Annotated in this window: 14 protein-coding genes; 11 read left to right on the top strand and 3 right to left on the bottom strand. The window is 55.5% G+C overall.

Features of this window, described 5'->3' with window-relative positions; genetic code table 11:
• Positions 1–2: 2 nt before the first annotated feature.
• The 10 genes from ABIE48_RS28245 (at position 3) to ABIE48_RS28200 (ending at position 15,196) form a co-directional block, all read left to right on the top strand.
• Positions 3–869, top strand: coding sequence for a carbohydrate ABC transporter permease (locus tag ABIE48_RS28245; RefSeq protein WP_145161229.1), 867 nt, complete (start codon positions 3–5; stop codon positions 867–869).
• Between the two features lie 26 nt (positions 870–895).
• Entirely contained in the window at positions 896–2,911 is a 2,016-nt protein-coding gene (locus tag ABIE48_RS28240; protein WP_192715928.1) for a YIP1 family protein, read from the top strand.
• A gap of 64 nt (positions 2,912–2,975) precedes the next feature.
• Positions 2,976–5,129: a DUF5696 domain-containing protein gene (locus ABIE48_RS28235; RefSeq protein ID WP_192715927.1), complete on the top strand. Its 2,154-nt coding sequence runs from the start codon at positions 2,976–2,978 to the stop codon at positions 5,127–5,129.
• The gene (locus ABIE48_RS28230; protein WP_116234551.1) at positions 5,126–6,022 is read left to right on the top strand and encodes a carbohydrate ABC transporter permease; all 897 of its coding nucleotides are present in this window, start codon (positions 5,126–5,128) and stop codon (positions 6,020–6,022) included. Before ABIE48_RS28235 ends, ABIE48_RS28230 begins: the two co-directional genes overlap by 4 nt.
• Entirely contained in the window at positions 6,019–6,996 is a 978-nt protein-coding gene (locus ABIE48_RS28225) for a carbohydrate ABC transporter permease (RefSeq protein ID WP_076172909.1), read from the top strand. The genes ABIE48_RS28230 and ABIE48_RS28225 overlap by 4 nt, the downstream gene beginning before the upstream one ends.
• Before the next feature lie 120 nt (positions 6,997–7,116).
• The gene (locus tag ABIE48_RS28220; RefSeq protein WP_192715926.1) at positions 7,117–8,484 is read left to right on the top strand and encodes an ABC transporter substrate-binding protein; all 1,368 of its coding nucleotides are present in this window, start codon (positions 7,117–7,119) and stop codon (positions 8,482–8,484) included.
• Positions 8,485–8,749: 265 nt separating this feature from the next.
• Positions 8,750–10,303, top strand: coding sequence for an extracellular solute-binding protein (locus ABIE48_RS28215; RefSeq protein WP_192715925.1), 1,554 nt, complete (start codon positions 8,750–8,752; stop codon positions 10,301–10,303).
• An 18-nt stretch (positions 10,304–10,321) separates the two neighbouring features.
• Positions 10,322–11,959 carry a response regulator transcription factor gene (locus ABIE48_RS28210; RefSeq protein WP_192715924.1) on the top strand — a complete coding sequence of 546 codons (1,638 nt, stop codon included), beginning with the start codon at positions 10,322–10,324 and terminating at the stop codon, positions 11,957–11,959.
• Positions 11,952–13,769, top strand: coding sequence for a cache domain-containing sensor histidine kinase (locus ABIE48_RS28205; protein WP_145026679.1), 1,818 nt, complete (start codon positions 11,952–11,954; stop codon positions 13,767–13,769). The genes ABIE48_RS28210 and ABIE48_RS28205 overlap by 8 nt, the downstream gene beginning before the upstream one ends.
• A gap of 107 nt (positions 13,770–13,876) precedes the next feature.
• Entirely contained in the window at positions 13,877–15,196 is a 1,320-nt protein-coding gene (locus ABIE48_RS28200; RefSeq protein ID WP_222125614.1) for a family 43 glycosylhydrolase, read from the top strand.
• Positions 15,197–15,328: 132 nt separating this feature from the next.
• Here the strand turns inward: ABIE48_RS28200 and ABIE48_RS28195 are convergent, their stop codons facing one another.
• Entirely contained in the window at positions 15,329–16,444 is a 1,116-nt protein-coding gene (locus ABIE48_RS28195) for a GntR family transcriptional regulator (RefSeq protein ID WP_145026675.1), read from the bottom strand.
• A gap of 90 nt (positions 16,445–16,534) precedes the next feature.
• Entirely contained in the window at positions 16,535–17,413 is an 879-nt protein-coding gene (locus ABIE48_RS28190) for an AraC family transcriptional regulator (RefSeq protein WP_145026673.1), read from the bottom strand.
• Between the two features lie 139 nt (positions 17,414–17,552).
• Between ABIE48_RS28190 and ABIE48_RS28185 the strand changes: the two genes are divergently transcribed.
• Positions 17,553–18,524: an alpha-L-fucosidase gene (locus tag ABIE48_RS28185; protein WP_192715923.1), complete on the top strand. Its 972-nt coding sequence runs from the start codon at positions 17,553–17,555 to the stop codon at positions 18,522–18,524.
• A gap of 25 nt (positions 18,525–18,549) precedes the next feature.
• Here ABIE48_RS28185 and ABIE48_RS28180 read toward each other — a convergent pair whose 3' ends face one another.
• Complete coding sequence (locus ABIE48_RS28180; protein WP_145026669.1) at positions 18,550–19,380, bottom strand: helix-turn-helix transcriptional regulator; 831 nt, start codon at positions 19,378–19,380, stop codon at positions 18,550–18,552.
• Positions 19,381–19,496 lie beyond the last annotated feature (116 nt).

Raw genomic sequence — 19,496 nt, 5'->3', positions numbered from 1 at the left:
CCATGATGCCCAAATTGCGCCGGCTCCGCACGGCGTCGCCCTTTCAGGTCATTTTGATCACGCTTTTTACCGCCTTGGCCTTGTTCATGTCGCTGCCGATCGTCTTCATCTTCAACCATGCGTTTAAGCCGCAAAACGAGCTGTTCCTGTTTCCGCCGCGGTTTTTCGTCCGGCATCCGACCCTGCACAATTTCGAAACGCTCTTTCTGCATGCGTCCAATGCGACGGTGCCGTTCACGCGGTATTTGTTCAACAGCCTAATTGTCGTTTCGCTGACACTGGTCAGCGTTGTGGTGGTCAGTACGATGGCGGCTTATGTTCTGGCCAAATACCAATTCCATTTCAAACAGCTCATCATGTCGCTGATTACCTTGTCCTTGATGTTCGCGCCCGAAACGGTATCCATTCCGAGATATCTCGTCATCAACGGCATCGGGCTGAACAATACGTATCTCGGGCATATCCTGCCGTCGCTGGCATCTCCCGTCGCGGTGTTTATGCTCGTCGGCTTCATCTCGCAAATTCCGAGCGATCTGATGGAGGCGGCCCGGATCGACGGCGCGGGTCATGTCGGCATCTTCGTGCGCATGATTCTGCCCCTGTCCGTCCCGGCGATCGCGACCATCTCGATTTTGACGTTCCAGGGCGTATGGGGTGACGTGGAGACTTCAACCCTGTTCATGCAAAAGGAGACGATGCGGACGCTCGCTTTCTACGTCAACAGCCTGCTGAGCGGCTTGCAGAACAACGTGGCGGGGCAGAACATGGCGGCGGCGGCCGGGCTGCTTATTTTCATCCCGAATCTGATCATTTTCCTGCTCTTTCAGCGCAGAGTGCTTGAGACGATGGTCCATTCCGGTATCAAGTAATGTCATCAGCAAAGGAAGTCGGAACGATGAAAAAATGGTTTCCATTACTGCTAGTCTTTATGGCCGTCTTGACGTCCCTGCCGGGTACCGCCATGGCCAAACCTCCATATATGACATCCTACTATGACTCGAACCAGTCGTCCTGGTTCCGCATCCAGCCGATATACCGTCCGGCCGGGGCCATCTCCGCCGATTTCGGTGAACCGGCCGATCTCGATATCGCCGCCGACGACCGGGTCTATATCGCCGACAAGAAGAAGGACTGCATTGCGGTGCTGAATCCGGACGGCACGCTGCTCCGGACGATCGGCGACGCCGAAGGCAAAGGTCAGCTCTCGGGACCGGAAGGCGTATACGTTACTCCGGACAACGAGGTGTACGTGGCGGACTCCGGAAATCAGCGGATTGCCGTGTTTGACGGGAGCGGTCGCTTCCAGAGGGAGTACAAGAAACCGGATACCCCGCTGCTCGGCTCGGAGCATTTTGTCCCTGTCAAGCTTGTCGTAGACCGACGCGGCGTGATGTACATCCAGCTGAACTCCTCGTATCAGGGACTGGTCCGGCTGAATCCGAAAGGCGAATTCATGGGCTATTTCGGTGCGAACAAGGCGGATCAGTCGATGCTGAACTGGCTGAAGAAGCTGGTGCTGAACAAGGAGCAGCTGTCCAAGGAAAAGGGCGCGCTTCCCAAGCCGATTACGAATGTGGCGATTGATCCGGACGGATTTGTGTACACGGCCACCGCCGGCGGGGAAGGGAAGGGAGCGATCCGCAAGCTGAATGCAGGCGGGGTGGACGCTTTTAAAAACAAGACGCTGGTGAACGGACACGGCATCGTCGACGTTGCCGTTGATCCGGAAGGCTTTCTGTACAATATCGACCTCGACTCCATGAGCATCAATCTTTATGACCGCAGCGGTGAGGCCATGTTCGAGTTCGGCGACATCGATAAGGAGACGCAGCAGTACGGCGTGCTCGGTTATCCGACCGGGATCGGCATCGACTCGGACCATGCGATCTGGATATCCGACAGCGGTACCAATAGGGTCCACAAATACGTCCGTACCGCTTTCGGCAGCAGCGCGCTTCAGGCGCTCGCACTGTATGCCGACGGGAAATACGAAGAGAGCAAGCCGTACTGGGAGGCGGTCTATGCCCGCAATGATATGTACAACTGGACCTTTCAAGGCTTGGGCAAAGTGTTTTTGCACGAGGACCGCAATGACGAAGCCTTGAGCTACATGAAAGCCGCTTTCGATACCGGCGGCTATTCGAAGGCTTTTTGGCAGATCCGGATGGAATGGCTTCAGCGCCATTTTGTCGCCCTGGTGGCCGGACTGGCCGCGGTGATGCTTGCCCTTTACTTCGGCTATCGTCTTATCCGCTGGTTCTTGCGCAGGCGTCCGCTGCCGGCATCCTGGAAGGAGCCGCTGGCGTACATCCGTAATTTGGGCTACGTCCTGATTCATCCTTACGAGGGGTTCTACAAAATCAAGGAGGCCAGGATTCCCGCCTGGGTCACGATTTCCCTGCTGCTCCTGGTCATCGGCATCAAGCTGTGCAGAGTTTATCTCACCGGTTTTTTGTTTCATCCCGTCGACCTCTCGGAAGTCAATCTGATGAAGGAACTCGGCCTGTTTGCCCTGCCATGGGTCACCTGGATTATCGCCAACTACCTGGTTTGCAGCATCAAGGACGGGGAGGGCCGGTTCCGGGAAGTCATTCAGGGCAGCGTCTATGCGCTGTCGCCTTATGTGTTCTTTTCGGTCCCGACGATCCTGCTGTCCAACATCGCATCGCTGGATGAGGCGGTCATCATTCATGCATTGAACACGATCATGACCGTATGGCTGCTCGTCATGTTCATCGTGATGACGCAGGTGATCCACAACTTCGATTTCCTGGAGACGCTGAAAAACTCGGCTATCTCGGTGTTTGCAATTCTGACGATCTGGATGTTCGGCTTCATCATTTTCGGATTGTCCTATAACCTGTATGACTTTTTCTATGAGCTTTACAAAGAGGTGAACATCTATCATTAACGCTGCCAAACGACGATTCCGCCAAGCAAAATGGCCTGCCGCCATCGTACTGGCCCTTCTGATCGTGCTTCTGCTGCTGGTGTTCAAGCCTTGGGAGCAAACGACAGCCGAACGATTCTCCCAAACGGGCATCGCCGCGAACCTTCCGACTCCGACCGCCCTGTATGAGGGCGATCCCTGGAAACCGGCCGCAGGGGCTGACGGTTATGCGCTGGCGCTGGAGAACGAACATTATGCGCTGTACGTCCGCCCCGATAACACCCAGATCGCCGTGCTGGATAAGGCATCCGGCTACCGCTGGACCAGCAATCCGACCAAGGAGGAGCTGGCCGGTGAGACAGTCAAAGGACAGCTGCTGGCCAACCTCCAATCGCCTTTTCTTCTGACCCATGTCCGGACACAGGGAGCCGATCAGACGGTCAGGGAGACGCTGAGCAACCAGACGGCCGGCATGAAAATGGCCATGATTCGCCAGCCGGAGGGGCTGCAAATCGAATACTCGTTTCCCGCCAAACAGCTGGGGTTTGTCATGCAGTATGAGCTGACGGACAGCGGTCTCAAGGTCAAGGTACCTGCGGCCGGCATTCGGGAGGAAGGAGCGTCTGCGCTGTTCTCGCTCGACGTTCTGCCTTATTTTGGAGCTGCACCTGCCAAGGAGAATGGTTATGTGTTCGTTCCCGACGGCCCTGGAGGACTCATCCGCTTCGATCAGGAGCATGCGAGCCTTACCCGAGGCTATTCGCATCAGGTTTACGGCAGCGAGGTGACCAATGAGGAGAATGGGACGCGCACCGGAGAACGGAGGGAAGACATCGCTTACCCTGTGTTCGGATTGAAGAAGGGCGACCATGCCTTTCTGGCCGTCATGACCAAGGGGGAAGATTCCGCCAACGTATCCGCCATGGCGCCCGGACTCAAATCGTCATTCTACCAGGTATTTTCCAGTCAAATCTATCGCGAAGAATATCTTTACCGGATGAGCCGGCTGGCCGCGCCGAGCAAGGCCGTTCAGAAGGAACGGCTGAACCGGGACCGGGAGGTCGAATACCGGTTCCTGAACGGTGCGGACGCGGATTATGTCGGTATGGCGGGAGCTTACCGGAGCTATCTGCAGGAGACCGGCCGTTTTACCGAGGCGCTGAAGCCGGTGGAGCATGTGCCGCTGTACCTGAAAATCATGGGCGGCAATTACGAAAAGGCCTTTGGCCGAATCCGGTATGTGGCCGCCACGACCTTCGAGCAGGCGGGCGATATCGTCAGTACCTTGCAGAGCAAGGGCGTCGCTTCGTTACGCACCATTTTCTACGGCTGGCAGAATGAAGGCGACTACAACATGGAGAAGCGGTTTCCGATCGATCCGGCGCTTGGCGGCGAAGCGGCCGCGAAGACGTTCATTTCCGGGATGAAGGAGCGGGGCGTCCCTGTCAGCTTCAGCGAGGACTTCCTCTGGGTCGACAGCCATTCCTCCTTTTCCGGCAAGACGGACGCCATCCGGGGGATCGACGGGACCGCCTATGTCGACGACGGCTGGTATATCGCCAAGCCCGCCTATACGGCGGTAACGGCGGCAGATACGGTAGACAGGCTGAAGAAGCTTGGCGTGGACGGCATCCATTTCAGCGGAATCGGCGAGATGCTGCTGAACGATTACGAGCCTTCCGGCATCCAAACCCGGGAATATGCAAAAACCGTCTACGACGGGCTGCTGAAAAATACCCGGGAGGCACTGGGAAGCGCGTCGGTCAACCAGGGGGATGCTTATGCGCTCGGCCAAACAGATTACATTGATGGGCTGCCGTCCGAATCGAGCTACGATTTCATGATTGACGAGACGGTTCCCTTTTACCCGATCGTGCTGCATGGCTTCGTTCCTTACACGTTCGGGGACGGCAACCTTCGCGACGATGAGGATACCGAATTTTTGCGGGCGATCGAATACGGGGCGCTGCCCTCGTTCTTTGTGACCCATGACGATTCCCGCAAGCTGAAGGACACTCCCTCGAACTTTTTGTACAGCAGCCGTTTCGATAAATGGGAACGACGGATCGAGGAGGAATACGCGAAGTTTGATTCATTGAGCCAGCTGTATTCCATGAAGATCATCGGCCATGAAAAACTATCCGGCCAGAAATATGCCACCACTTATGAGGACGGCACGAGGGTTATCGTGGATTACGGAGTCAAGGACTTTACCGTGGAGAAAGGAGCGGGGAAATGAGCAGCGTTCCGGATTTGAAACGAAAGGCGGCCCAATATCATCTGAAGCGCTACGGCGTCGGACTGCTGTTTATGCTCCCCTGGATCATCGGGTTCTGCGTGTTTGTGGCGATTCCGATCGGCTGGTCCATGTTCATGTCCCTGCACAAGGTCGCGGTGGTGCCGGGGGGATTCAAGTATACGTGGCTTGGTCTGCAAAATTACCGCGATGCCTTTCTCAAGGACAATGTGTTTCCGATCGAGCTGATCACCTACTTTCAGGAAATGATCCTGATGGTGCCGATTATCGTCATCTTCGCCCTGCTGATTTCCCTGCTGCTGAACCAGCAGTTCCCCGGCCGGTTCGTGTACAGGGCGCTGTTCTTCCTCCCGGTCATCTTTGCGACGGGGCAGGTGCTGTCCGAACTGTTTACGCAGGGCGCGGGCGATATACCGTTTCTGGACCAGTACAATCTGGAGCCTGTCGTCCGGCAGTATGTCGGGGGAGAATTAGCCAAGACGGTCATGGAAGTGCTTGGGCGCGTCGTTCTTATTCTCTGGTATTCGGGCGTGCAGATTCTGATCTTCATCGCTGGCTTCCAGACGATTTCCCCGTCAATTTATGAAGCGGTGCGCATCGACGGCGCTTCCCCATGGGAGAGCTTCTGGAAGATTACGCTTCCGGCCAGCGTTCCGTTTATCAGCCTGAACGTGCTCTATACCATCATCGACCTGTTCACCTTCCCGCTGAATCCGGTGCTGAAGCACATTAAGGACAACATGTTCAAAGTCGACACCGGATATGGCTACGCCAGTGCGCTCGCTTGGATTTATTTCGGTTTTATTTTTGTCCTGCTCGCGCTCGTGACGGGACTATTCAGCCGCAGCATGCGGCTCAAGGGAGGAAGACCATGAATACGGAACCATGGGTTCAAAGGGCCAGAAATTACGCCACGAGCTTTTTGTGGAGCCGTAAGGCGCAGAAGTACAAGATGGTCATGCTGGGCAGAAATCTGTCGGACGGTCTCCTGGCGAAAATGGTCATTTATGTGCTGCTGTCCATCGTGGCCTATCTGTACTTGCAGCCGCTGCTCTATATGATCAGCACGATGCTGAAGACGGTCAGCGATTTGCTGGATCCCAGCGTTAAATGGATTCCCCGGGTCGTCACCTGGGAGAATCTGACCAAAGCCTACAAAGGGCTGCAGTATCCGGAAGCCCTCCGGAACACCGCTCTCATCGCCCTGAGCTGCTCGATTGTTCAGGTACTGATATGCTCGATGACCGGCTATGCGCTCGCCCGGCTGGCCGTTCCGTTTAAAGGGCTGATCACGGCGCTGGTGCTGCTGACGTTTCTGATTCCGCCGCAGGTGATCATTATTCCGCTGTATGTGATTTTCAGCAAGCTGGGCCTGCTCAACACGCTGTTTGTCTTCCTCGTGCCGGCGATTTTCGGGCAGGGGCTGAAGGGAGCACTGTTTATCCTTATTTTCCGCCAGTTCTTCAGGGCGCAGCCGCCCAGCCTGGAGGAGGCCGCCAAACTGGACGGGGCTTCCGCTGCCCGGCTGTATTTCCGGATCATGCTACCGCTTGCCCAATCGGCCTGTCTGGTCGTCTTTCTGTTCTCGTTCATCTGGTACTGGAACATGTACTATGAGCCTTCGATGTTCCTGGCCAAGGGCTTCACGCCGCTCTCCATCCGGCTGGACCAGCTGGAGGATGTGCTGAACCCGTCGCTGCTCGGCAGCAAAGACCTGGTCAGCAATCCGGTGACCGAAGGCACCAAAATGGGTGCCGCCTTCTTGATCATCCTTCCGCCGCTCGTGATCTTCATGTTTCTGCAGCGCTGGTTCATTACTGGCATTGAACGGACGGGGATCGTGGAATAAGCCTTGGCATGCCGATCTGCCGAAAGCATTGAAAGGGGGAATGCCGACCTAGCAGGTATAGCTTAGGAGCAAAGGGGTATCGTCAGCATCCGATGAAATCAAATTGGGGAGGAATAAGGATTGAAAAGAAAACGCATCGCGTCATCCATTTTATCGATGGTCATGCTCATGACCTTCACCCTTGCCGGGTGCAGCAGCAGTAATGACAGCGCTTCACCGTCCGGAACAGGCAATGAACCTGCACCCACGCCTGCGCCAAACCAGCCGGCAGCAGAGGAAAAGCACGATCCGGTTACGCTCAAATTCATTTCCTGGAAGAACGGCACCTATGACGAGCTGTACGACTTGTTTCATCAGAAATACCCCTGGATCACCATTGAGCAGGTACCGGTGACCAATTCACAGCCGATCATGGAAATCATCGCATCGCTGGAAGCAGCGGGCACGCCTGCCGACGTGACCGAAATCGACAGCGATCTGATCACTTTCGAGCAGAACAATCTCATCGAAGATTTGACGCCTTACATCGATAAGAGCGATATTTTCAAGAACGCCAAATTCCCTGACGGCTTCTTCGAAACGATGATGTTCAACAACAAGAAGCTTGCCGTGCCGATGGTTGACGTTCCGATGTGGGTGCTGGTGAACAAGGATCTGCTGGCCAAACACGGCGTGGATATGCCGGCAAACGACTGGAGTTACGACGACTTCCGAAACATCGCCAAGCAGGTGACCGACCCGAGCGCCGGCGAATACGGCATTACGACGCAGCCCGAAATCCAAATGCGCCTGCTGTCCTCCAAAGCGATTGCCGACGGCCACGCGGCGAACCATCAATACATGAACGAGGACCTGACCCAGAGCATGCTCAGCACGCCGGACGTCATGAACGATGTGAAATGGTTCCAGGAGCTGGTCACGAAGGACGGGTCGATGCAGAGCAACGCAGCCGCGGAAGAAGGCGGCAACGTGACGAAGGATTTCATCAACGGAAAAACGGCCTTCGCTATCGGCGGCGACTGGGTCCTGCCGACCCTGAAGGAAAAAGCGACATTCGACTGGGACGTTCTCCCGTTCCCGAAAGGCAAGGTCAGCCAGCCGGGGTATTCGATTTACGGACCGCTGGCACTTCTGTCCGGTTCGAAGCATAAGGAGGAAGCTTTCCTGTGGCTTAGCTTCCAATTCACGCCGGAAGCCCAGAAGTGGAAAATTGACCAGGGAGCCAATGCTTCCGTCATCGATCCCGAGCTGACGAGCTACTACGATCAGGCTCCGATCTGGCAGGGCAAAAATATCGAAGCCGTCAAGATCGCCCAAAAGAACGCCAAAATCCAATCCGGCCTGACCGTGCCGGGGTGGAACGACTACAATTATAACAACATCTTGAACGACATTATTTTCGGCGACCGGGATATCAATGACATCATTCCGGAAACGGAGACATGGAATAAGAAGACGCAGGAAGTGAGAGCCACCTTAAAGCAATAAGAGAAGGGAAGCTGCCGGACGGACATCAGTCTGGCGGCTTCCTTTTTGAAGATATAAGAGAGAGCCTTCGCTCCACTTTGTGGGGCTGTTTGCTGTGGGCGGAAACACCGGCCAATATATGACGGGATTGTTTAATATCGTCCCGTTGTCCATTGACAGCACTTCGTTTATATTAATCTTTGTAGATCGGAGAGAGAGCCGTGCAATATATTTGGACTCTTTTGTGAAAACGTTTACAAAACAGATGCGGAAAGGAAGAGTAGCCATGTCCTTTTGCCGAATTCCGGGATGGTTCGTCGCCTGTCTGCTGTGCATCATGCTGGTATCCGGACTGGCGGGCTGCGCAGCCGGCGGCGATGTCCGCATGGACGGTCCCTCTCTTTTCGGCGATGCGGCCGCCACGTCCGGAGAGCCGGAAGCGACGCTGAAGTTTTATTTCGGCGGCGAGAAAAAGGCGGCGACGGATGAAGTTTGGGCGGCCGTGAGCGATTACGTCAAAGCCAAAGGATTGAACGTCAAATTTTCCGTCAATTTCATTCCCTGGCCGGAATATTCGGGGAAATTGCTGGTCATGGCAGCGGGAGGGGACCGGTGGGACTTGAATTTCGATTCGGAAGGCTCGTTTAAGCAAATGGCGTCCCGGGGTTCCTATTTGAGATTAAATGATCTTCTTCCGGTGTACGCGCCCCACTTATATGACCGCTACCGGCAGCAGCATAATCTGCCCTCTGCCACGATTGGCGGGGATATCGTCGGTTTGCCTTGGTCGATCAAGATGAATCAGCGGCCCTATGCCGGATGGCGGGTGGACCTGGCGGAGAAGGCAGGAATTTACCGCGAACCTGAATCGGTACGGACTGCCGAGGATGTCGATTCACTTCTCCACGACCTGAAGAAAGCCTATCCCAATCAGAAGCTGAGCCGGATTCCGGCGCTGCCTCTATATGTTGTCCGGGACGAATGGGTGGACTTGGGCTTTCACGGCCTCGGTTTTTATCTGAATGACCCTCATTACAAGGTGCAGGCGATCGAGGATCAGCCTTTTTACACGGATGCCGCCTTCATGAGCAAGGCATGGTACGAGGACGGAATTCTAAATCCCGATTCAAAGATCGATACCGAAGACGCTGCGGATCAATGGCGCAACGGAAAAATGCTGTTCACGCTCACTTCCCACGAGTGGGCCTATGCAGCCGATCCGGGTTTTGCCGATGCAAGCTACCGGCAGCAGATGTCGCTGTTGTACCCCGACAAAAAAACGGTCAACCGCAGCCCGATCGCAAATGTCGTGGCCATCAACCGGAATGCTGAGCATCCGGAGCTGGTGCTGCGGTTTCTTGATATGCTGGAGACGGACGAGAGGTTGTTTGATCTTGTCGTGTATGGAATTCAGGGGAAAACCTATGAGCTGGACGGAGGGAAGGTCAAGTACCCGGATAACCTGAACTTTTCCACCAGCAACTACATGGACTGGGGAGGACAGTGGGCGCTGTGGAAACCGCAATTTTTGCGCCCCACCGAGACGTACCCGGGGGACTTCTGGAAGGAGGAAGCCCGCTTTGCGGAGCTGCCCGTGAATGTGGATTCTCCCGTGGAGGGACTGCTGCTGAACGATCAGTCGATCAGCCCGCTGCTTGAAGAGCGCGACCAGATCTATGAGGACTACGGCAAATCGATCGAGTACGGCATGGTGCCGGATGTCGCCAAGGCGCTGTCGGATTACCGTATGCTGCAAAAAGATAATGGGCTGGATACGATTATCCGGGAAGTGCAGCGTCAGGTCGACCAATTCCTGGCGGCACAGCATCAACATTCATGACAAGGGGAGGATGCCTTTATGATCAGCGTATTAATCGTGGACGATGAATTTGAAATTCGCGAGGGGCTCCGCAAGCGGGTCCCCTGGAATGAATACGGCATTAACGCCGTCATGGCGGCTTCGGATGGGGATGAGGCTCTGCAAATGGCCCGTCGCCATCAGCCGAATCTGATCGTGACGGACATCAAGATGAACCGGATGTCGGGACTTGAGTTTCTGGCGGAGCTGCATACTTTACCGGATTACCTGTGGAAAGCGGTGTTGATCAGCGGTTACGACGATTTCAGCCTGGTCAAGCAGGCGATCCAGCTTGGAGCGATGGACTATATCCTGAAGCCGATCAAACTGGATGAACTGGAGCGGATCGTCCGTAAAGCGGTGGATGCGATCGAACGGGAACGGCTGCAGCAGCAAACGCAAGACCGCCTCACGTACCAGGTGCAGTTTGCGGAGCCGAAGCTTCAGGAGGAGCTGCTGCGCGAAATGGCGGAGAACGAATACGATCCGTATCGCGAGACCCGCATCTCCCACCGCCTGCAGTCGTTGAGACTGGACTGGGTGAGCCGGATGCCGCTGCTGCTGATGGCCATTGAAGGGGACGATCTAAGAGCGCTTCCCGCCCGGCCGGGCATGCCGGATGAGAAGGAGCTTGTCCTGTTCGGCATCGGCAATGTCGTCAGCCATACGCTTGCCGAGCAATTGAACATGCCGTCGGCCCTGTTTAAGGATACGCACGAGCGGTGGGTGGCCGTCATCGGCTGCCCCGATCCCGAGATGCTTGATTCATGCCGCACCATCGCTGAGACCTGCCTGCTTCGCATCAACCAATTCGTGAAGGTCAAGGCCAGCATCGGGATCAGCCCCGCACCCAAAGAGCTGAACAAGCTGCATCAGCTCTACGTGGATTGCACCGAGTCCCTGGAGCAAAAGGTGGTCTGTGGGGGCAACCGGGTCTTCACCGGCAGCGTTGAGGACGGAGCCGCAGAGGTCGGCAGGCTGACGATCCGGGAGCCGGGGGTGGTGCTTGATCTGGTGAAGTACGGAACGGACGCCGACATTTCGGAATCCATGAGCGACTTTGAGGATATGGTCAAATCGTGGGAGCTGCCCAATCTAAAAGATATCCAGCAGCAGTTGTTCAAATGGCTGATGGGAATTTATCGTACGGCCGCGTCGGCCGGATGGCCCGACCGTTCCTGGGAGCAGGACCCGATCGGTCTGTGGGAGCAATTGGAGCAGTACGACACGCTGCAGTCGCTTCAGGATCAGGTGGAGAGCCGGCTGCTGTCCCTGGCCGGAGACTTCCGTAAAATGGCGACTTCCTCCAGCCAGATCGTTCAGGAGGCCGAAAAGATGATCCGTACCCGCTACGCCGAAAATCTGTCGCTGCAGTCGGTGGCCGCGGCCGTTCACGTAACGCCGATCTGGCTCAGCAAGCTGTACAAAAAGGAAAAGGGACGCACCTTCATCGAGGAGCTGACGAGCGTCCGGATTGCCAGGGCCAAAGAGATGCTGGGCGACACGAAATATAAAATTTATCAGGTTTCCCATCAGGTGGGGTACAAGGATCCGGTCCATTTTACGAAGCTGTTCAAAAAGCTGGTCGGCGTTACGCCCAAAGAATTCCGCCGTCTGCAGGGGATTCTGGATGATTAGGTCTTTTCTCCGGCTGGCCTCCTCGCTGCGGAACCGGATGATACTGATCTTTCTCGCGATTACGATCGTTCCGTTCATTTTATTCTCGGCTTACGCACATACCAAGTCGGTGGAAGGAATCCAGCAGGCCAATGCTACCTTCTCCATGAGCTACCTGGAGCAGTCCAAGATCAATCTGGAGGCATACTTGGCCAAATTGAACGACCAGATGAACGAGCTGATCGGCGACAAGCAGCTGCAAAATTTGCTCGAGCAGCCGCCGGCCAGCAGCCAGGATGAAGTGTCGGCCTCGGTGGATCTCCTGAACATCGTGTACCAGAAGAAAAAGCAGATGGATGCCCTTCAGCTGCGCGTCTATCCGCTGAATTCCGAGGCTTACCCCACCTATTTGAGGGCGCTCGAAGTTACGACATCGACCCGCAATGAAGACTGGTTTCAGAATGCGGCGAACAGTACGCTCCCGATCTGGCATCTGTCGGTAGATGGAGGGCCGAACCGCGGTCCGCTTCTATCCTATGTCAAAACGTTCACCAGCCTGCATAATCGAACACCGAGGGGGCTGGTGGTGGCCGATCTGGCGGATAACCATTTCAGCCGCTTCTTCTCGCCGACCAAACGGCTGCAGGGGCAGAAATTCCTGATCGTCGACGAAACGGGGAAAATTGTATACGATTCGGCGGGAAGCGAGTGGACCGGAGAGCAGCTGCCGTCCCCCAAATTACTGGCGATGCGGAATGTCCGCAAGGAGGGCGTTGAGACGCTGTCCATTTATGACGAGAAAAATTTGATCGCCTTTGTCCGCATGGACAGCCTGCCCTGGACGATCGTCAGTCTGACGCCGATGCACGCTTTGACGGAGCCTATTACGGCGATGCAGAGACTGCTGATCTTTTTTCTGATCGCTTATATGCTCTGTGCCGTTGGGGTGGTCATCTATCTCACACGGAATTTTACCCAGCCGGTCTTCCAGTTGGTCCGGCTGATGCGCAAGCTGGAGGAAGGGGATTTCAGCATGCTTATTCCGCATCAGAACCGCAAGGACGAGATCGGCTGGCTGTACCGCGGCTTTGGCAGCATCGTCCGGAAAATCGAAGATCTCATCCTGCAGTCTACGCGAGCCGAGCGAACGAAAAGGGAGCTGGAATTTCAGGTGCTCAGTCACCAGATCAACCCGCATTTTCTCTACAACACGCTGGAATCGATCCGCTGGAAAGCGGAAAACCACGGGCGCAACGACATCGGGGAGATGGTATCGGCGCTCGGGAATTTGCTGCGGCTCAGCTTGAACCAAGGCAAAGACATTACGACCGTCGGACGCGAAGTCGAGCAGGTGAAGGCCTACGTTCAGATCGAGCAGGCACGCATCGGCATGCCGCTGCGCGTGCTGTATTTTTTTGACGAAGAGATGCTGGATATGACATTCATGCGCCTGCTGCTGCAGCCTTTGGTCGAGAATGCCATCCAGCACAGCATCCGCGGCAATTTCGAGAAGGGCAAGGTCATCCTCTCCGGCCGCGTGGAAGAGCAGGATCTGGTCATCGATATTAGCGATAACGGCAAGGGAATTCCGGAAGAGGTGCTGAAGGAGTTGAACGATACGGCCGGCAATCGAAAAATGGCGGGCAGATCCGGCGTCGGACTGCGCAATGTGAACGAACGGCTAAAAATTTATTTTGGCGCTGATTACCAGCTGCGGATCGAGACCCAGGAAGGCAAGGGAACCAAAATTACGATCCGTCATCCGATTCTCCCGCCCGGCGGGGAAGAGAGGACGACGTCTGAACGGGGTGCGGATCAGGAAGTCAGCTGAGCGATAAATCCGGTATTGCGGCATGGGGAGGCGCCGTGTACAATGTGGTTATATATATATCAAATAACAAAATATGATATATCATACAGATGAGGGGAGAACATACCATGACCACTCAGGGAATTCCAAAAGCCTTGATCAAACCGGCCGGCCATAATCCGGTCATCACCAGCATTTATACGGCGGACCCTTCTGCCCATGTGTGGGAGGACGGAAGAATATACATATACGCCTCCCATGATATCGATCCGCCGCGGGGATGCGATCTGATGGACGCTTACCACGTATTTTCCTCAGATGACCTGGTGAATTGGGTCGACGAAGGCGAGATTCTCCATTCACGGGACGTGGCCTGGGGGCGCCAGGAAGGCGGATTCATGTGGGCTCCTGACTGCGCTTACAAGAACGGCACGTATTATTTCTATTATCCGCATCCGAGCGGATCGGACTGGAACGATACCTGGAAAATCGGCGTGGCGACCAGCGATAAGCCGACCAGCAGTTTTGTCGACCAAGGATATATCGAAGGGCTCGGCGGATTCGCCATGATCGACCCTTGCGTCTTCGTCGATGACGACAGCAGGGCGTATATGTATTACGGCGGCGGCAGCAAATGTCAGGGCGGAGAACTGGGCGAGGACATGATGTCCATCAAAGGTTCGATGCAGGACATGACGGGTCTAGAGGACTTTCATGAAGCCGCCTGGGTGTTCAAGCGCAATGGACTGTACTACCTCACCTATGCCGACAATCTGGAGGACAACAACCGGATGAGATACGCGACAAGCCGGCATCCGCTCGGTCCGTGGACCTATCAAGGCATTTTCCTGGAACCGACCGGCTGCTCGACGACGCATGGCTCGGTGGTGGAGTACAAAGGACAGTGGTACCTGTTCTATCATAACCAGGACATTTCAGGACACGGGAACCTGCGCAGCGTGTGCATCGACAGCCTGCATTTTAACGATGACGGGACCATTCAAACGGTGGTTCAGACCAAGAGCAGCGTCAAGTCTGTCGGTGAAGCGCCGGAAGCCGAAATTTCGGCCTACTATGCGGCATCAGTAAGCACTACGGGAGGGGGTGCTGAAGTTACGGGCGGATCTGGAGCAGAAGCAGTCGTCCGCGGACTGGACGCCGGGGGGGCTTACTGCGAATTTGGCGGCGTCGACGGCGGCAGCGGCGGACGGGCCGCACTGTACATCCATTACAGTACGGAAGAAGCCCTGGCCAAGCTGAACTTAACGGTCAACGGCCATGATTACACGCTGATCAACGCCCCCGGAACAGGAAGCGGCGAGGAAGCGGTGGGCGTCGCGTCGTTCACGGTCCGTCTGCAGCCTGGAACGCAGAATACAATCCGGCTGACGGGCGGGCACGGCCGCATTGCTGTAGGCGGACTGTCGGTCAGCCTGTTCGAAGAATAAGAGATTTAGGCTTAGCTTAACCAAGCGGCCCCTGTACACCGGTCAGCTGTTAAGCTTATCGGCGGCAGGGGCCGTTTATGGTTGTGCCAGGGATTTAGGAAACCGCGTCTCCTGGGCGCTGCCTTCCTTCCGTTAATCCGCCGTTGCAGGCCCGGTCGAGGCCCTGGGAACGAGGCTTACGGGGACGGTCGTGATGACGGGGCGACGGTCTCCGTTCAGAATGAGGTCGGCGATCGTTTCGCCGATGACGCTGAAATTCTGGTCGATGGTGGTGATTTGCGCGCTGCCGGTCACCGCCCACTCGATATTGTCGAAGCCGGTAATACTCATCTGCTCGGGTACCCGGATCGACAAACCGAGACAGCACATGTATACGTTAAAGGCGACCTCGTCGTTCTCGCACTCGATGGCGGTGACGCCCGACCGGTAAAACCCGTTAATGATATGCTTCAGCATATGGTAATCGGGCGTGACATTAAATTTAACGTACTCGGAGACCACTTCGAGCCCGTGATCGTTCATGCATTTCGTAAACCCGCTGAAGCGTGCGGACAAGCTGGACATGTCACGGGGCGAGAAGCGGGAGACGTAGGCGATCCGGCGGTGCCCGTAATCGACCAGATGCCGGGTCAGTTGGTAGCTGCCCCCGAAATTGTCGCAGACCACGCTGCTTAAATAAGGAATATCATGCGGCTTATCGAGAATGATGACCTGCTTGCCCTGCTCGGTAAACTTCCTGAGCACGTCCAAATGCAGCTCGTTGCCTGCCGGATATAGTACGAGGGTGTCCACGTCTTGAGCAAAGAGCCGGAGCAGCAGGTTTCTCATCTTATCCGGATCCGGCTCGCAAATATGGATTGCCAAATGAACATTGGCGCCGTCCAGCCGTGCGGTAGCCGCCTCGACGATGCGAAAGAATCCGCCCTGGTTGACGGCGAAAGGCAGGATGACCGGTATGGTCCTCCCCGGTGCCAGTTCGTCCGGAAGGGAAGTGACAGAGCTGGCCGGCTGAGCCGATAGAGGAATGCGCCGCACGAAGCTCCCCACCCCGCGTTTGCGGTACAGGATGCCGGCCTGCTCCAAATCCTCGATAGCCCGCTTGGAGGTAATGCGGCTGACGCCGTACTGCTCGGACAGGCTTTTCTCCGTACAAATCGGCTTATCGTATTCGAACTGATGATTTTCAATTCTGGCGAGGATGTCGTCCTTAATCATTTGATATAACAATTTTGATGGGTCTTTCGGCATTATTATTCTCCGATTCTCGTTAACGTTCTTTGAAATGTGCACGCAAGCCTTGTTCAACTTTCATTTAGTATATCAAACCAAGCCAATATTTCAATCCATCCGGAACACCTGATACCGTTTCCTGTACTCGCCGGGGGTAAACGAGGTTTGGCGTTTGAACAGACGCGTAAAATAGTTGTTGTCCCGAAATCCGCATTGTTCGGCGACTTTGACCAGGGGCATCTCCGAATGCGCCAGCAGCCGCTTGGCCCGCTCCATCTGCAGATGATGCCGGTATTGAAGCGGACTCATCCCCGAATATTGTTTCAGGCAGCGCGCCAAGTAATCGAAATGGTAATGCAGATCACGCTCCATGCCGGCGGAGTCGAAGGGAGCTTCAAGGTTGTCCGCCAAATAGGCTGCGACCTGCTCTCCAAGGAAAAAAGAGCGGGCATGCGGGCTGCCTTTTCTCATGCTTCCCTGCAGCTCGATCAGGAACCTGCCGAATAACATGTGCAGTTCGTAGACTCCGTAGGGTGTAAGCATACCGTGCACTTTCAGCATGTCCTGCAGGATCGGCACCATCGTGCGTAAATCCACCTCGGCAAATTTGGGGATGTCCACCAGGCCCGGCTGGGCCTGGGTATCCTGATCCGACCGGTTCAGCAGCGGCTGATGCCAGTGGTTTTTCTCAGTCAGAACCGGCTGCTCATCCGCCGGGTATTCGAAATGGATCCAATACACCTCGGTTTCACGATCGGTCGGACGGCAGCCTCGGTGCGTCTTGCCAGGCTCCAGGACGAGCATCGTTCCTTCCCGGATATCATACGCAATCCCGTTCTCCTCCATATATAGCGTGCCCTTGGCGCAAACGATCAGGTCAAAGGCTTCGAATTGGCGCTCAGCATGCATCACGCCCGCCTGCCACACCGTATGGCCGACCGCGGCCAGCAGCGGAAACGGCGGCACCTTGAGTTCAAGTACGAGCATATCGCTAAAGCTCCTTTTCGAAAAACGAATGTAGAGATTGTACTATAAGAAGTCGCCATTGTCAGCTGTGTCAAGGGAGATGATCCTGTAGAGTGGTAGATATTATATGATTTAAGTGAAGTCAGGGAGGCAGTGAGTTATGGATCAACAGGCACTCATCCAAAGGCAGCAGTGGTTTGTGAATCAGCGGTTCGGGATGTTTATCCACTTCAACAGCGCGACGTTTCAGTTTGCCGATTCGGACATTATCGATTGGGAGTACGATCACGAGAACGGGGATGAGCCCCGCCGGTTCCCTTTTGACCCGAACGACTGGAATCCGGAGCAGCTGGACTGCTCGCAGTGGGCGAAGGCCGCCAAATCGGCGGGGATGAGCTTTGCGGCATTGACCGCCAAGCATCATGAAGGCTTCAGCTTGTGGCCGACGAAGTACACAGAGCATTGCGTTCGCAACGCAGCGAGTCAGCGGGATGTCGTCAAGGAGTACCTGGACGCGTTCCGGGCGGAAGGGATTGAGGCGGGACTGTATTTTTCCATGCTGGACCTGCATCACCAAATCGGCCGGAGAAAATGCACGCCGGAGGATAAGCAGTTCATTAAAAACCAGCTTGAGGAGCTGCTGACGAACTACGGCGAGCTTCCGTTCCTCATTATCGACGGCTGGAACGCCCATTGGGGCGGCCCTTCGTACGACAATCTTCCGTTCGAGGAAATCGACGCATGGGTCAAGTCGCTGCAGCCCCAGTGCTTGCTGATGAACATCAGCTGCGAGACCAACCTGAATCATACGGACGTCGTGTTTTATGAAAATGCCGCAGGGCAGGAAGTGGAAGACGGCTTTGTGGGACCGGGCGCGAGCTGCAACGTGTTAACGAAAACCTGGTTCTGGAGAACGACGGATACGGCCAGGGAGCTGAAAACAGTGGATTGGGCGCTGGACATGATTCAGGACTGCAACCGCCAGAACGTGACCTTTCTATTAAACGGAGCTCCCAACCGGCAGGGACTGCTGGACGCGAACGTGCTGGAGCGCTTCCGGGAGATCGGACAGCGGTACCGGAAACCGGAAGACCTGACCGTCATTCCCGAAGGATGGCTGACCCGGGGGTAAGGCTGCTGCAAGCCCTTGAAGCGATTTAATGGAGCAGCATGGGATGACGTTTGGCGGACGGAGCGCAGCCCAGCACCTTTTTATACGCGCGGAAAAAAGAAGAATAATCATGGAAGCCGACGGCGGCGGCCGCCGAACTCGCGGTATGGCCTTGAAGCATCAAATTTTGCGCCATCACGACCCGTTTATGGATGATATAATTGCCGATGGTCGTGCCCGTCGCTTTGCGGAACATTTTGTTCAAATGATGCTTGCTGATGTAAAAGGCGGCGGACAGATCGTCGAGCGAGACCGATTCGGTGATATGGTCGTTGACGTAAGCAATAATCCGCGGGACTGAGGGACCGGAGGAAGAGGCATCCGAGGTGCCTTTCAGCGCATAGCTGTGGATTAGAATCTGCGACAGCAGCGCCTCGAGGCGCACCCGGAGCGCAAGATCGCGAATGGCGGCATCGGCGTGCCGGGCATCCATCAGCTGCTTGAAAAAAGTAAACATGACGCGGTTACCGTCATCCTTATAATAGATCCCTGCCGGACCATCATCGGGATGGAAGGGAGATAATAAGGCGGACTGGTTTTCGGGCGGAAGAAATCCGGGCACAAAATGGAGCGATATCCTTTCATAAGGGATGTCGCTTTCGATTTTTACGCCGTGGAACACGTGTGGGGCGATGAGCAGCAGGCTGTGCGGTTCCGGTACGTAGCGCTTGCCCTCGACCAGATAGCTGACTTCTCCGGCGATAAAATAGTACACCTCGTAAAAATTGTGGCAGTGCAGCGCATATTGGTCCGTTTTGCGCCGATCGGCTGCATGGTGGAAATTCAATGAGTCGGTATGGATATTGGCGTACAGCATCCGTTCGCCCCCTCAAGCTTTTGTTGGGTTTAGTCTAACGAATGACCGCTATATTTGCAATGTTATGGCTTCGATTTACAATGGCGATTCCGGGTGCCGGGACTATAATTAAGGGG

The sequence above is a fragment of the Paenibacillus sp. OAE614 genome, assembly GCF_040546645.1.
Classification (GTDB): Bacteria; Bacillota; Bacilli; order Paenibacillales; family Paenibacillaceae; genus Paenibacillus_AQ; species Paenibacillus_AQ favisporus.
The sequence above is the reverse complement of the archived record's forward strand: the minus strand, read 5'-3'. Positions and strand labels throughout refer to the sequence as shown.